The organism is Serratia quinivorans (assembly GCF_946227985.1).
Taxonomy (GTDB): domain Bacteria; phylum Pseudomonadota; class Gammaproteobacteria; order Enterobacterales; family Enterobacteriaceae; genus Serratia; species Serratia quinivorans_A.
This window is the reverse complement of record NZ_CAMKGL010000001.1, coordinates 1,523,533-1,537,418: the sequence shown is the minus strand read 5'-3', so window position 1 is coordinate 1,537,418 and position 13,886 is coordinate 1,523,533. Positions and strand designations below refer to the sequence as shown.

Genomic DNA, 13,886 nt, shown 5'->3' with positions numbered 1-13,886 from the left:
TCAATTCGATTATCTCCTTCACCATGCTTGCCTTTTTCCCCCCCGGGGGGATAAATTAGCCCAAAATAGCGCTTTCCTTAGCTGGTGTCGGCTTTGCCTCGCAGGCGGTATGCTTTAGCGGGTGGCATAAAGCGGCAATCTGTTCAATGAAGGGATATTATGCGGATGCGTATTTGGTTTTTATTAGCCAGTTTAATTCTTGCCGGTTGTAGCAGCCATGCGCCGCCGCCGAGCGGCAAATTGGCCGATTCGATTGTGGTTGTCGCTCAGTTAAACGAGCAGCTGCGTCAATGGTACGGCGCCCCCTATCGCTATGGCGGGTTAGACCGCGGTGGCGTTGACTGCTCCGGGTTTGTTTATCGCACTTTCAGCGATCGTTTCGATATGCAATTGCCACGCTCTACTGAAGAGCAAACTTCACTGGGAACCAAAGTCTCGCGCGATGAGCTGATGCCCGGCGATCTGGTGTTTTTCAAAACCGGTGGTGGAGAGAATGGTTTGCACGTTGGCATTTATGACACCAACGATCAGTTTATCCATGCCTCAACCAGCCGTGGCGTGATCCGTTCTTCGCTGAACAACGTGTACTGGAAGAAGGTCTACTGGCAGGCGCGGCGCATTTAGTCTTAACCTCTTGATTTGGTGTATCATGGCGGTATCACATTGTTAACGGTGACCGCCATGAGTAATTTACGCCTACTGATTTCCGATTCCTACGACCCTTGGTTCAATCTGGCTGTGGAAGAGTGCATCTTCCGCGAAATGACTACGCAGAAAATTCTGTTCCTGTGGCGCAATGCCGAAACCGTGGTCATTGGCCAGTCACAAAACCCCTGGAAAGAGTGCAACACCCGCCGCATGGAGCAGGATGGTATTCGTCTGGCACGCCGCAGCAGCGGCGGTGGTGCGGTATTCCACGATTTGGGCAATAGCTGTTTTACCTTTATGGCGGGCAAACCCGGTTACGATAAAACCGTCTCTACCGGCATTATTCTGCAAGCTCTGGCTCAGTTGGGCATTACGGCCACCGCGTCGGGACGTAATGATCTGGTGATTGATACCGCAGAGGGCGTGCGTAAAATCTCCGGCTCGGCCTATCGGGAAACTCAGGATCGCGGGTTCCATCATGGCACCTTGTTGCTGAATGCGGATCTCAATCGCCTGGCCGATTACCTTAATCCTGACCCTAAAAAACTACAGGCCAAAGGTATCACCTCGGTACGTTCTCGCGTTGCCAATCTGGCGGAGTTTAAAGCCGATATCAGCCACCAGCAGGTGTGCGATGCGATAACTCAGGCGTTCTTTGACCATTATGGTGAGACTGCGAAAGCAGAAATCATTTCTCCTGACGTTTATCCCGATTTGCCGGATTTTGCCGCGCAGTTTGCCAAACAAAGCAGTTGGGAATGGAATTTCGGCAAGGCTCCGGCATTCAGCCACCTGCTCAATGAGCGGTTTGTTTGGGGTGGGGTAGATATCTTCTTTGACGTGGAAAAAGGAGCTATCTGCCGGGCGCAGATTTTTACCGACAGCCTCAACCCGGCACCGTTGCAACGGTTGGCCGAGATACTGGTGGGCTGCACCTATCGCAGCGAGGCGTTGGCTGATTGCTGCGATGCTTTGATTTTGCAATACCCAGAACAGGCCGCAGAATTAGCCGAACTGCGTCAATGGTTGCTTGAAACGATCAAATAACGTTCGGTTTATGAATGCTCCGGGATGAGGCTACTCATCCCTTTTTTATGTCACAGCTTTGTCTCTCTTTCCTGTTGTTATACTTTTTTGCAAAAAATACAGTCAAAACATTGAGGTAGCATAATTCCCCTAAAAATCAAGGTGGGCATTTTTTTGCTGAATCAATGCAAGGAATAACGCCAGGAATTGATGCGTTATTAAATTTAATCAGTTAAGTTCACTTCGCTGTACATAGGGAAGAGATACGGATTTGATATTTAATGCAGGATGGGAATTTCTTTAATTAAAACAATGACGATAAGTCAAATTTTCAGAATTACCCTATCCCCTAAGCTAAATATGTCACCAATTTATGCCTGGGATGCGGTTCTTGCCTTAAGCCAAATTGTTTTCATATCTGCGTTACACTCGTCCGATATAGCTTTAATCTATCAATTAAATGATAAGTTATGACTGACTGCATTGATATTTCCGATTAATCTCACAGGGATTGATCGATAAAATATATTGATATACGATGAGATGTTCGCCATTCAGCCTATGGCATTGAAATGAAAATCCAACTCGAAGCTGACTTTATTAGTAGCTATGTTTTTCAACCTGTTTACTCAATGGAGGGCAGGCTGTTGGCGGTGGAAATCTTGAACCGTTTTAATAGTCTGGACGGTGATTTGGCGATGCCGGCTGACATTGGGATTAATTTATTGTCCACCGAGCAAAGGATTGAGTTATTTAATGAGCAATTGAGTTTGGCGGAGCAGAATGCCGCCTGGTTTGTTGAAAACGATGTATTGGTGACGCTTAATGTCGAAGAAATCCTGGTCGACTTGATTCTTGCTGACGGTCAATTGTGCGAACGGATCAGACAATGGTCATTTATCGCCTTTGAAATCAGCGAGGGTTTTCCGAATCTCTCGGCCGGGAAAAACAATGAAAAAATCCGTCGGCTTAGTGAGACATTCTCACTGTGGCTGGACGACTTTGGTTCTGGTCAGGCAACTCTGACCGCATTGTATGATGGTCTATTCGACTACGTGAAAATCGATAAGCGATTTTACTGGCAGCTGTTTACCCACCAGGGTTATGACGTGGTCATTGACTCGCTATTAAAGAATATCAATCTGCTGTGCAAGGGAGTCATCGTAGAAGGAATTGAGAGGAAGGAATATTTTAATAAGCTCAGACACGCCGGCATTTTTGGCCTGCAAGGTTTTTTATGGCCCAGCGTTGGTGTGGATAATTTGGCGGCGTTACGGGTAACGCCCGATGAGTTCAATAACAATAATTGAGAGTACTGCGCACACAATGGTTCCAATAATGGACGGGATGAGCTTGGTTGTGATCCCTGTACTGTTATTCATTATCATTCTCTCGCTGATAAAGTATTTTATTTATCAGCGCAAAAAGGCTTTTAAGCCATATCGGCATGCATAAAGGCCAATCCCCTCGCATCTGTCCTGGTATCAGGCAGATGCGTTCTCCCTGCATTTCTTCCGTGTTAATCCCCACGCCCAGGCTCTACACTAGGTGGAACGGAGGGCCTATGCCGCAGTTTGAAAATGCTTACCAACAACAATTAGCCGGTTTTTATACCGAATTGAACCCCACGCCGTTAAAGGGGACTCACCTGCTGTATCACAGCGAGCCACTGGCGCGTGAGCTGGGGCTGGACGAAAGTTGGTTTACCCAGGATAAAACCCCGATTTGGGCGGGAGAAACGCTGCTGCCGGGTATGCAACCGCTGGCACAGGTGTACAGCGGTCATCAGTTCGGCGTCTGGGCCGGGCAGTTGGGTGATGGTCGTGGCATTTTGCTGGGCGAACAGCGGCTGGCGGACGGCCGCAGCATGGACTGGCATCTGAAAGGGGCCGGTATGACGCCGTATTCACGTATGGGCGACGGCCGTGCGGTGCTGCGCTCGGTGATCCGTGAGTTCCTGGCCTCCGAGGCGTTGCATCATCTGGGTATTCCAACGACGCGCGCGTTGACCATTGTGACCAGCGAGCAGCCGGTCTATCGCGAACAGGCTGAGCGTGGGGCGATGCTGTTACGCGTAGCGGAAAGCCACGTGCGTTTCGGTCATTTCGAACATTTTTATTACCGTAAGCAGCCAGAACAGGTGCAGCAGTTGGCTGATTTTGTGATTGCCCGCCACTGGCCGCAGTTTAAAGATCAGAGCGATGGCTATCTGCTGTGGTTTACCGATGTGGTCGAACGCACCGCCCGGCTTATCGCCCATTGGCAAACCGTCGGTTTTGCTCACGGCGTGATGAACACCGATAACATGTCGATTTTGGGTATCACCATCGACTATGGGCCGTATGGCTTCCTTGACGATTATAAGCCCGACTATATCTGTAACCATTCCGATCATCAGGGGCGTTATGCCTATGATAACCAGCCGGCGGTGGCGCTGTGGAATCTTCACCGCTTGGCGCAAACCCTTTCCGGGCTGATGAGCACCGAGCAGTTGCAAAATGCGCTGGCAGCCTATGAACCGGCCCTGATGCGTGCCTATGGGGAACAGATGAGAGCTAAACTCGGCTTCTTCACCCAGTCGCAGCAGGATAACGATTTGTTGACCGGATTGCTGAGTCTGATGGCGCAAGAGGGGCGGGACTATAGTCGGACATTCCGCTTGCTGAGCCAGACACAGCAACAGCAGGCGCAGTCGCCGCTGCGAGACGAATTTATCGATCGCGCCGCGTTCGATAGCTGGTATCAGCAGTACCGCCAGCGCCTGCAGCAAGAACAGGTGAGTGACGCTGAGCGCCAGCAGGCGATGAAGGCAGTGAATCCGAAGCTAATCTTACGCAACTATCTGGCGCAACAGGCCATTGAAAGTGCCGAACGGGATGATGTCAGTAAGCTGGCGCGTCTGCATCGGGCTTTGCTGACGCCGTTTGCCGACCTGCCGGAGTATGACGATCTCGCCGCGTTGCCGCCGGATTGGGGCAAACATCTGGAGATCTCTTGCTCTAGTTGATTGACGAAGAAATATGCCGGGCGCGGCATAGTGCGCCCGGTAAAGATACTACTGACGTAAATATACCTGTGGCAACGCCACTTCCGGATGATGAACCACGCCCAGATCTGCCTGATACCAACGGGTCAGAATATCTGTCTGCAACACTTCCTGCGGCGTGCCCGTCGCGACCAATTGGCCCTGATGCATCAATAAAATACGATCTGCATACAATGCCGCGAGATTGAGATCGTGCAATACACAGCACACCGCCATCGGCTGTTGCCGCGTCAGCGTGCGCAGCAGTCTGAGCGTATGTTGCTGGTGGTAGAGATCCAGCGCCGAGGTCGGTTCGTCCAGAAACAGCCAGGCCGGTGTTGGCTGCGGTTGCCAGAGCTGGGCCAGCACGCGGGCGAGTTGTACTCGTTGCTGCTCACCGCCGGAAAGCTGACGATAATCGCGCTGGGCCAATCCGAGACAGTCGGTTTGCGCCATCACCTGTTGTACCGCCCGTTGCGCGTCGCGTTTGCCGTGGGGCGCGCGGCCCATACTGACCACTTCCTCTACGGTAAAGGGGAAGGCCAGATCGCTATGTTGACGCATGACCGCGCGTACTTTCGCCAACTGCTGTGGCTGCCACTGTTCCAGCGGCCAGCCGAGCAACTGACATTCGCCACAGCCTGGGGTCAGATAACCGGTTAACAGACGCAGTAACGTCGACTTACCGGCGCCGTTCGGCCCAATAATCGCCACCATTTCGCCGCTATTGATGCTGAGCGAGACATCGTTGATCAGCCGCCGCGAACCCAGGCTGTAACGTAACTGTTGTGCCTTCAGACTTGCTGTGTTATCCACCCACGCGCTCCCGCTGGCGCATGACCAGCCATAAGAAATAAGGCCCGCCGATCAGGCTGGTCATCAAACCGACCGGCATTTCTGCCGGAGCCACCAGCGTGCGCGCCAGCGTATCGCTGACCAACAGCAGGCAGGCACCTCCCAGTGCGGAACAGGGCAGTAGCCAACGATGGTCGCCGCCGAGGCGCATGCGCACCAGATGCGGCACCACCAGGCCGATAAAGCCAATCACGCCACTCATCGCTACCGCTGCACCTATCAGCAATGCGCTCAACAGCAGCAGCTGTAGCTTGGCACGTTGAACATTCACACCGAGATAATGCGCTTCTTCATCCCCCAGTTGCAGCAGATTCAGGCGGCGCGCCTGTAATAGTGTCAGCAGGGTGGTCGGCAGGATCAGCGAGGCGGAAACGGTCAACGTTGGCCATTGTGACTGGCTCAGACTGCCCATCATCCACAGTGAAAACTGGCGCAATTGCTGGTCGCTACTGAGGTAAGACAACACGCCAATCGCTGCCATGCACAGGGCATTGATGGCGATACCCGCCAGCAACAGGCGCGACAGGCTGCCGTGGCCGCTGCGGCTGATGCCGTAAATCAACAGCGACACCAGCATGCTGCCGAGAAATGCCGCCAGCATGTGGCCATACAGGGCAATCACCGGCGGCAGGGCCAGCGGCATAACGATAATCAGCGCAACAAACAGCGCGCCGCCGCTACTGATACCCAACAGGCTGGGATCGGCCAAGGGGTTCCGGAACAACCCCTGCATTACGGCTCCGGACACCGCCAGCGCGCAACCTATCACTGCCGCCAGCAGCACGCGCGGCAAACGGATATTCAGCCAGATATGCCAGGACGTGTCGCTGAAAGGCTGTTGCCACAGGGTGCGGAATGACAGCGTCAGCGCGCCCATATTGGCAGCGCCCAAAGCCAATACTGCCAACAGTACCAGCAGGCTGGTCACCGCCAGGCGGGGGGAGGTGCGACAGCGCATTACTTTTGCTCCGCCGCTTGACGCAGCTTGGCCAGCGCGGCGGGGGTTTCCAGCCCAAAGCCCAGCAGCGCCATATCGTCAACCACCAATACGCGATGTTGTTTACCCGCCGGGGTGAGAGCTATGCCTGGCAATTTCCACAGCTGGTGTTCGCCGCCAAGCGTTTTTATGCCGTCAGTGGTAACCAGCAGCAAATCCGGCGCGCTGGCTATCACGCCTTCCTGCGACAGCGGACGATAGCGGCTGAATCCCTGCATGGCGTTCTTCAGACCTGCAGCGGTGATGATTGCGTCGGCGGCCGTGTGTTGCCCGGCGGCCATTGGCGTAATACCGCCGTGGCTCATGACGAACAAGACCCTGACCGGCAACGCATCGGTTTTCACTGCCGCCAATTGCTGCTGGTAACGGGTGCTCAACTGCGTGCCCTGCTCGGTGCGCTGTAGTGCACTGGCAATCACACCGATTTTTTCCGGCACGCTTTGCAAGGTGGTATCGCCGGGAATGCGCACGACTTTAACGCCACTCTCTTCCAGCTGTTTGAGCACCAGCGCCGGCTCGGCTAATTCGGTGGTCAGTACCAGCGTGGGTTTCAGTGCCAAAATACCTTCGGCATTGAGCTGGCGCATATAACCGACGTCCGGCAGTTTTTTAACCGCTTCCGGCTGCAGGCTGGTGCTGTCCCGCGCTATCACTTCATCGCCCGCGCCCAGGGCGAAGGCAATTTCGGTGACGTCACCGCCTATCGAGACAATACGTTCCGCCGCCGCAGCGGTGAACGGCAACGCCAGCGCAATGCACAGCGCCAGGCGACGGGTCAATGAAGGTTTCATGCGGCAATGTCCTTGGATTCAAGCGCGGCAACCTGCTCACGCCACTGAGTTTGCTCCGGTTGGCCTTCGGTGCGCTGGCCGTAAAGTTGAGCTATCTGCGTGCCGTCGGCGGAAAACAGTTCCAGACTGGTGACGAAGCCGTCTTTGGTGGGCTTGCGGGTGATCCAGCTTTCGGCGATCGCATCTTCGATCAGGTGCAGGGTGAAGCGGCGGTTGAACACGTTAATCCAGCCTTCCTGCGGCATCAGGCGCTCAATCTGACCGGTAAAGATCTGCACGCAGCCACGGTTGCCGACAAAAATCATGATTTCGTTCTGCAGGCCCATCGCGGCGTTAAGCAATTGGCTCAGGGCGCTGTTATCGACCCGATAGGCCAAATCGTTACCGACGGCGCTGAAGGCTTGCTGGCGGGTCAGTTTGTTGCGGCTCAATAACTGGAAGAACTGGTGAACGTCAGTCATTGCACGCCATTCCTGGTCAATTTTGTCGGCATCTGGTGAGGCGTTACCGACCGTGGCGTCTGCCGGTTGCAGTTCCAGCGTCGGGTTTTCTGCATTCAGGTGGCGTTCAACCAGCGCCATCCAGGCCGGCAGATCGGTTTCATCGGTGGTGTAAACCTTATGCAGTGCGTCGCCCTGATGATCGAAGAACTGAATGCTGTGACGTACGCCGCGCTTGTTGGTTTCGCTCATGGCGAAGGCGCTGGCCCACTGGTTGAGGAACAGGCGCAGGTCCAACTCACGCGGATTGAGGATCAGCCCGGCGTGACCGTTCAGGTGCTGGTTGCGATAACGCCCCATTTGTTCATGCACCGCGTAGCTGTTGCGGGTAATGGATTTGGTGACGCCAACCTGTTCGAGTTCGGTCAGCAAGGTACGGGCATCCGCCTGCAGACGACGGGTGTCCTGACCGACGCGGGCATGGGTCAACTCCGCTTCGCTGACGCCAAGAATTTCAGCCAGGTCACGCGCATATTTGCCTGGATTATCAATTTTTGCCTGCTGATAGCGTGCATATAGAGTATTGCTCATTGTGGGTTCTCCTGTGTGAGAGTCAAGCGGCGGGCAATCTTTATGCCCGCCGGATTCAAAACGTTACCACTGATAGCTGACCAGCAGTTTGGCATTGCGCCCGTCCTGCGGTATGCCCTGTGGCGAGTAATATTCTTTATCAAAGGCGTTGCCCAGCACCACCGTGGTGGTCACGCCCTGCAGGCGATCGCGGCCTTTATAGCTCAGGTAGAAATCGTTGACGCCGTAGCCGCCTTGTTCTGCGGTACCGGTTTCTACTCGGGTGGCTCGTTGGGCCACCGTGGCCACCCAACCGGTCGACAGGCCGGTTTCACCGAGTGGAACATCCAGCGTGCTGGTGACAGTGTCCGGATTGATGCTGTTTAGCCATTCGCCGCTGCTTTGGTTTTTGCCGCGAGTCCGGTTGTACGCCAGGTCCCAGCCAAAAATGGCGGTTTTATAGCTCAGCGTTGCGTCCCAGCCCCAAATTTTTGCACGGTCGATATTGGTCGAGAAAGTGGTGCAGCTGATGCAATAAGGGCCACGAGGGCCACGGCCCAGCTCCATGGTGACATCCGTGGTGATGTAGTCGCGGGCTTTGGTATCAAAATAGCTGGCTTTGAATTGCAGGCTGTCATCAGCCAGTAGCAAATCGTCAAAGCGTAGCCCGAAGCCGTATTCCTGGGTGGCATTGGTTTCCGGCTTCAGGTTCGGGTTAGGCACCCAGTTGTTGGTAATGGTGGTGGGCCCCATGGGGATGGAGAAATGCTTGGAATCGTTGTACATCTCTCCCATGGTCGGGGCGCGGAAAGCCTGTGAATAAGAACCGAACAGCATTAGCCAGTCGGTTGGCGTCACTGTAACGGCACCGCGCGATGACCACTTGTCGGCGTCCACATCGGCGTAACCGTCACTGGAACCCTTGTAGTTATCGTAACGCGTCCCGGCAAGCAGGGTGACCGGCAGGTCGCGCAGGGTAATTTCGTCCTGCAACCAGCCGGAGGCAAAGTTGATTTTCGCCTGTGGGAAGCTTTCTGTCGCGCCACCCGGGGTCTGTTCCTGCTTGTAAGCCTCGCTGCCATAGGTCAACAGGTGAGAGGCAAAGGTGTCGGCAAACAAACGACTGCGATTTTCGAGTTTGGCACCGCGAGTGGTTTGCTTGCGCGTTTCATCTTCACTGCCGTTGGTGTGGGCGTTGATTTCCACTTCGGAGTAATAGATTTTGGCTTCGGCGTCGAGCCAATCCTGACCCACAGGTTTTAGCTTGTAGCCAAGCTGGCCATCGCGTTGAATGGTTGAGCGGTCGGTCATCTGGTTACCGCTGCTGCTGGCCGATTCCTGTGGGTTTTTCGGCTCTTGCGCCCGGTTGTTGTAATAGCGCAGGTCGCCGCTCAATGACTGATTCTCATCGAGCGTCCAGGTCCCCTTGGCCAGCAGATTGCTGATGGTTTCATCATTGGGTGCATCAAAGCCGTTGCCCTGACGCAGATTGCCGACGTCGCGGGTGCCAAATGACAGCAGGCCGTCGAGACTGTCGGTTCTGCCATAGGTGCTGGCCCCCATACCCAGACTGTGATCGCCGCTGCCGGCGGTGCCATATACCCGGTAGCCGCTATTATGGCCGGGTAACAGCAGGTCGGCGGCATCTACGGTTTCATAAGCGATAACGCCGCCCAGAGCGCCGCTGCCATACAGCAGGGCGGAAGGGCCGCGCACCACTTCAATGCGTTTCACCAGTGCCGGATCGAGGAAGGTGGCGCCAAGGTGGCCGGTATCGGTGCCCTGACGGATGCCATCCACCAATGTCAGCACGCCATTTTTACCATAGCCACGCATGAAAACGTCCTGGCCATTACTGCGACCGGTGCCATTGACGGTAATGCCCGGCACACGGCGCAGCATATCGCCGGCGCTGGTAGCGGTTTGGCTTTGCGGCGTATCGGCCTCAATCACCGTGACCATCATCGGCGCTTCAAAGCTGCTGCGTGCATTGCCGGTGGCGGCTACCGTCATGGTTTCGTCGCTGGCTTTGTCCTTTTTGACCGGTGCAGTCGCCGTGGAAGAAGAAGGGGTTTCGCTGGTTTGTGCAAAAGTCACCGTCGGCAGAGTACAGGCAATCGCCAGACTCAATGCGGATAAACGCAGCCGGGTGGAATAGATCAGAGGCATGTCGCAACTCTCCGTATGTTTTAAACATATCAATAGATTTGCTGGCTGCCTGGATCAAAAAGGATCTGGGTGGCTGGCGTTAAGGGATGGAATTATTTGGTCAGGATCAATTTCCCGGCTTTGGTCTGTCGTAACTGATAACGCTGGCCCTGATGGATGATGATTGCCACGCCATCGGCATCGAGCAGTTGTGCACTGTCGTAGCAAGGCGGCGTGGCCAGGCCACTTTCAGCGGTGTAAGCAGCCTGGGCGGGCGTGTCGTGGTGGTGATTATCCATCGTCATGTGTTTATAAAACAGACCGTTAAATAGTAATTAATATCAAAGTGAGAATCATTATCATGTGAACGAAAGGTTACATCAAGGAAAATTTTCTTACCAATGGAACCTTTTTGCAGGAAGGGGATGTGGCACGGGCTGAGGTGGCTCAGCCCGTAAAATTCAGGGTTATTTCAGCAGGGTTTCAATGCGCTCAAACAGGCGCTCGGGTTTGGTGATCGGCGCGTAGCGTTTCACCCGCTGGCCGTCGGCGGTCAGCAGGAACTTGGTGAAGTTCCATTTGATGCGTTGAGTACCCAGCACGCCTGGTGCCAGGCGTTTTAATTCGTTGAACAACGGATGCGCGCCTGGGCCATTCACTTCAATCTTGCTGAACAGCGGGAAGCTGACGCCATAGTTCAGCGTGCAAAAGTTGGCAATCTCCAGCGGATCGCCGGGTTCCTGCGCGCCGAACTGATTGCAGGGAAAGCCCAGCACCATCAGGCCGCGTTCGCGGTAGTACTGCCACAGGTTTTCCAGCCCGTGATATTGAGGCGTAAATCCGCATTTGCTGGCGGTGTTGACCACCAGATAAGCCCGGGCAGGGAAGTCGCCCAGAGTTTTGTGCTCCCCTTGCAGGGTGACGCAGGGGATGGATAACAGTGAGTGGATCATGCCGGAACTCCAAATCCTTTCCATGGGGAACTGAGAGAATTGCTACCAGTATAGATGAGTGAGTGGTGGGCGGAAAAGCCGGGGCGGGCGCCCCGGTCTTGGGATCAGAAGCGGGTGTCTACCGCATCGGCCAGCATGGCCAGCAGCTGTTCGCTGTCGGACCAGCTCAGGCAAGGGTCGGTGATCGATTGCCCATAGGTCAGTGGCTGACCGGCAACGATTTTCTGGGTGCCTTCCACCAGGAAGCTTTCTGCCATTACGCCGGCGACGGCGACGGAACCGGCGCGGATCTGCTGGCAGACGTTTTCGGCCACTTCCAGTTGGCGACGATGCAATTTCTGGCAGTTGCCGTGGCTAAAATCGATTACCAGTTGCTCCGGCAGATCGAATTCGCGCAGGCTGTCGCAGGCGGCGACCACATCGGTTGCATGGTAGTTCGGCGTTTTGCCGCCACGCATGATGATATGGCCATAAGGATTGCCGCTGGTCTGATAGATAGTCATCTGACCGTGCTTGTCCGGTGACAGGAACATATGGCCGGCGCGGGCCGCACGAATGGCGTCAATCGCGATACGGGTGTTACCGTCGGTGCCGTTTTTAAAGCCCACCGGGCAGGACAGTGCCGAGGCCATTTCACGGTGGATCTGGCTTTCGGTGGTCCGTGCGCCAATCGCGCCCCAACTGATCAAATCAGCAATGTATTGGCCGACCACCATGTCCAGGAACTCGGTGGCGGTGGGCAGGCCGAGCTGGTTAACTTCCAGCAACAGTCTGCGTGCCATTTCGATACCGCGATTGACCTGGAAGGTGCCGTCCAGGGCCGGATCGGAGATCAGGCCTTTCCAGCCCACCACGGTGCGCGGTTTTTCAAAATAGGTGCGCATCACGATTTCGAGGCGGTCCTGGTAACGGATGCGCAGCGCATTCAATCGACCGGCATAGTCGAGGGCGGCGTCAAGATCGTGAATGGAGCAAGGGCCGATCACCACCAGCAGGCGACGATCTTCGCCGGTCAGGATTTTTTCAATTCGCTGCCGTGAGGCCGTCACGTTGTCCGCGATTTCCGCCGAGATCGGCAACTTCTCCGCCAACTGTTGCGGCGTGACGAGGCTGTCGATGCGCGCGGTCCGCAGTTCATCTGTTTTGTGCATGATTTTCTCTAAAGATTTTTCTTCTCTGCGGCAGGAGTGCCGGGAAGTGATGGCGATCACAATAACGTAAAAACCGATGAATTCAACCGGAGAAACTGTGTTCTGTTGATCAAAATCGCTAAAAAAAGCACAAAAAACGTGGCCGGTGGGGAAATAAACAACACGCGGCAGGAGACAGGCCCGCCGCGTTAAGGCTAGAACATGCGGCGGCTCATGCCCAGAATATCCAGGATTTTGGTCGAGATCTCTTCCACCGAATAATTGGTGGTGTTCAGATAACGGATCTGGTTTTTACGAAACAGCGCTTCGACTTCCGCTAGCTCCATCCGGCACTGGCGAATGGAAGCATAACGGCTGTTTTCACGCCGTTCTTCACGGATGGCGGCTAACCGCTCCGGATCGATCGTCAGGCCGAAAAGCTTGTGCTGAAACGGCTTCAGCGCGGCGGGGAGGTGCAAGTTGTCCATATCGTCGGCGGTAAACGGATAGTTGGCCGCGCGGATACCGAACTGCATCGCCAGATACAGGCTGGTGGGGGTTTTACCGCAGCGCGAAACGCCGAGCAAAATCACCTGAGCCTGATCGAGGTTACGCAATGAAATGCCGTCATCATGGGCTAACGTGTAGTCAATTGCCGCGATACGGGCGTCATATTTGCCGAGGTTGCTGGCGGTCAACCCGTGGGTGCGGTTTGGCACCGGGGTAGGTTCTACTTCCAGTTCACCCTGCAACGGGCCAACCAGCGCCTGCACGATGTCCTGGCAGAAACCTTCGCTCTGGGTAATGACTTTGCGCACTTCCGGCGAAATGATCGAGTAAAACACTAACGGCCGCACGCCGGTATCACGATAGATATCGTTAATCTGCTGGCAGACCCCACGAGCCCGCGCTTCGGTTTCCACAAACGGCAGCGTAAAGGTGGTGGCCTTCACAGGAAATTGCGACAACACCGCGTGGCCCAAAACCTCTGCGGTGATCGCCGTACCGTCCGAAATATAAAAAACGCTTCTCTCCACCCTGGGCTCCTTACCTTAAATAGTGACGTCATTATCACGCCTGCTTGCTCTTATCATGGGCTGCAGATGATTCCACGGAAAGGGGCGGGCAGAAAAATTGTGATAATGCGGGCAGAGTCGTTGAATAAACAGGTTGGTCAGGGAATAAACGATGGCGATAAAAACACGGGGATAAAACACTATTTTAAATTTTATGAAAAGCGGGAGTTTATTTCCCATGAGGAATTATTGGTCATTCTGATGCTATTTTCATCAAAGACTGCGTA

Annotated in this window: 13 protein-coding genes; 4 read left to right on the top strand and 9 right to left on the bottom strand. The window is 54.7% G+C overall.

Translation table 11 applies throughout. The features are described 5' to 3' along the window. Window positions 1-159 precede the first annotated feature (159 nt). The 4 genes from OCH02_RS07220 (at window position 160) to OCH02_RS07205 (ending at window position 4,681) form a co-directional block, all read left to right on the top strand. A complete protein-coding gene (locus tag OCH02_RS07220; RefSeq protein ID WP_012144893.1) occupies window positions 160-624 on the top strand; it encodes an NlpC/P60 family protein in 465 nt (154 codons plus the stop codon). Window positions 625-681: 57 nt separating this feature from the next. Then, window positions 682-1,695, top strand: a complete 1,014-nt coding sequence (locus OCH02_RS07215; RefSeq protein ID WP_261430579.1) for a lipoate--protein ligase A — start codon at window positions 682-684, stop codon at window positions 1,693-1,695. 551 nt (window positions 1,696-2,246) lie between these two features. Continuing rightward, window positions 2,247-2,984, top strand: a complete 738-nt coding sequence (locus OCH02_RS07210; RefSeq protein ID WP_261430578.1) for an EAL domain-containing protein — start codon at window positions 2,247-2,249, stop codon at window positions 2,982-2,984. Between the two features lie 254 nt (window positions 2,985-3,238). After that, window positions 3,239-4,681 (top strand): protein adenylyltransferase SelO, encoded by a 1,443-nt coding sequence (locus OCH02_RS07205; protein WP_261430577.1) that lies wholly within the window; start codon window positions 3,239-3,241, stop codon window positions 4,679-4,681. A gap of 48 nt (window positions 4,682-4,729) precedes the next feature. On the opposite strand, the gene OCH02_RS07200 is transcribed toward OCH02_RS07205, so the two are convergent. The 9 genes from OCH02_RS07200 to OCH02_RS07160 all read right to left on the bottom strand — a co-directional run bounded on the left by OCH02_RS07200 (window position 4,730) and on the right by OCH02_RS07160 (window position 13,620). Further along, window positions 4,730-5,515 (bottom strand): heme ABC transporter ATP-binding protein, encoded by a 786-nt coding sequence (locus OCH02_RS07200; RefSeq protein WP_261430576.1) that lies wholly within the window; start codon window positions 5,513-5,515, stop codon window positions 4,730-4,732. Beyond that, window positions 5,508-6,512 (bottom strand): FecCD family ABC transporter permease, encoded by a 1,005-nt coding sequence (locus OCH02_RS07195; protein WP_261430575.1) that lies wholly within the window; start codon window positions 6,510-6,512, stop codon window positions 5,508-5,510. Before OCH02_RS07195 ends, OCH02_RS07200 begins: the two co-directional genes overlap by 8 nt. Continuing rightward, window positions 6,512-7,342 carry a hemin ABC transporter substrate-binding protein gene (locus OCH02_RS07190; protein WP_261430574.1) on the bottom strand — a complete coding sequence of 277 codons (831 nt, stop codon included), beginning with the start codon at window positions 7,340-7,342 and terminating at the stop codon, window positions 6,512-6,514. The genes OCH02_RS07195 and OCH02_RS07190 overlap by 1 nt, the downstream gene beginning before the upstream one ends. Next, a complete protein-coding gene (locus OCH02_RS07185) occupies window positions 7,339-8,373 on the bottom strand; it encodes a hemin-degrading factor (RefSeq protein WP_261430573.1) in 1,035 nt (344 codons plus the stop codon). Before OCH02_RS07185 ends, OCH02_RS07190 begins: the two co-directional genes overlap by 4 nt. A 63-nt stretch (window positions 8,374-8,436) precedes the next feature. Beyond that, window positions 8,437-10,521, bottom strand: a complete 2,085-nt coding sequence (locus OCH02_RS07180) for a TonB-dependent hemoglobin/transferrin/lactoferrin family receptor (protein WP_261430572.1) — start codon at window positions 10,519-10,521, stop codon at window positions 8,437-8,439. A gap of 92 nt (window positions 10,522-10,613) precedes the next feature. After that, window positions 10,614-10,805: a hemin uptake protein HemP gene (gene hemP, locus OCH02_RS07175; RefSeq protein WP_410001237.1), complete on the bottom strand. Its 192-nt coding sequence runs from the start codon at window positions 10,803-10,805 to the stop codon at window positions 10,614-10,616. 162 nt (window positions 10,806-10,967) lie between these two features. Next, on the bottom strand, window positions 10,968-11,453 hold the full coding sequence (locus OCH02_RS07170; protein WP_261088497.1) for a glutathione peroxidase: 486 nt from the start codon (window positions 11,451-11,453) through the stop codon (window positions 10,968-10,970). A gap of 104 nt (window positions 11,454-11,557) precedes the next feature. Beyond that, entirely contained in the window at window positions 11,558-12,604 is a 1,047-nt protein-coding gene (locus OCH02_RS07165; protein ID WP_261430571.1) for a 3-deoxy-7-phosphoheptulonate synthase, read from the bottom strand. Between the two features lie 194 nt (window positions 12,605-12,798). Beyond that, window positions 12,799-13,620 (bottom strand): pyruvate, water dikinase regulatory protein, encoded by an 822-nt coding sequence (locus OCH02_RS07160; protein WP_017892646.1) that lies wholly within the window; start codon window positions 13,618-13,620, stop codon window positions 12,799-12,801. Window positions 13,621-13,886: the final 266 nt, after the last annotated feature.

Coding starts and splice junctions, on each gene's coding strand:
- OCH02_RS07220 (WP_012144893.1), top strand. CDS start 160: ATGCGGATGCGTATTTGGTTTTTATTAGCCAGTTTAATTCTTGCCGGT.
- OCH02_RS07215 (WP_261430579.1), top strand. CDS start 682: ATGAGTAATTTACGCCTACTGATTTCCGATTCCTACGACCCTTGGTTC.
- OCH02_RS07210 (WP_261430578.1), top strand. CDS start 2,247: ATGAAAATCCAACTCGAAGCTGACTTTATTAGTAGCTATGTTTTTCAA.
- OCH02_RS07205 (WP_261430577.1), top strand. CDS start 3,239: ATGCCGCAGTTTGAAAATGCTTACCAACAACAATTAGCCGGTTTTTAT.
- OCH02_RS07195 (WP_261430575.1), bottom strand. CDS start 6,512: ATGCGCTGTCGCACCTCCCCCCGCCTGGCGGTGACCAGCCTGCTGGTA.
- OCH02_RS07190 (WP_261430574.1), bottom strand. CDS start 7,342: ATGAAACCTTCATTGACCCGTCGCCTGGCGCTGTGCATTGCGCTGGCG.
- OCH02_RS07185 (WP_261430573.1), bottom strand. CDS start 8,373: ATGAGCAATACTCTATATGCACGCTATCAGCAGGCAAAAATTGATAAT.
- OCH02_RS07180 (WP_261430572.1), bottom strand. CDS start 10,521: ATGCCTCTGATCTATTCCACCCGGCTGCGTTTATCCGCATTGAGTCTG.
- hemP (WP_410001237.1), bottom strand. CDS start 10,805: ATGACGATGGATAATCACCACCACGACACGCCCGCCCAGGCTGCTTAC.
- OCH02_RS07170 (WP_261088497.1), bottom strand. CDS start 11,453: ATGATCCACTCACTGTTATCCATCCCCTGCGTCACCCTGCAAGGGGAG.
- OCH02_RS07165 (WP_261430571.1), bottom strand. CDS start 12,604: ATGCACAAAACAGATGAACTGCGGACCGCGCGCATCGACAGCCTCGTC.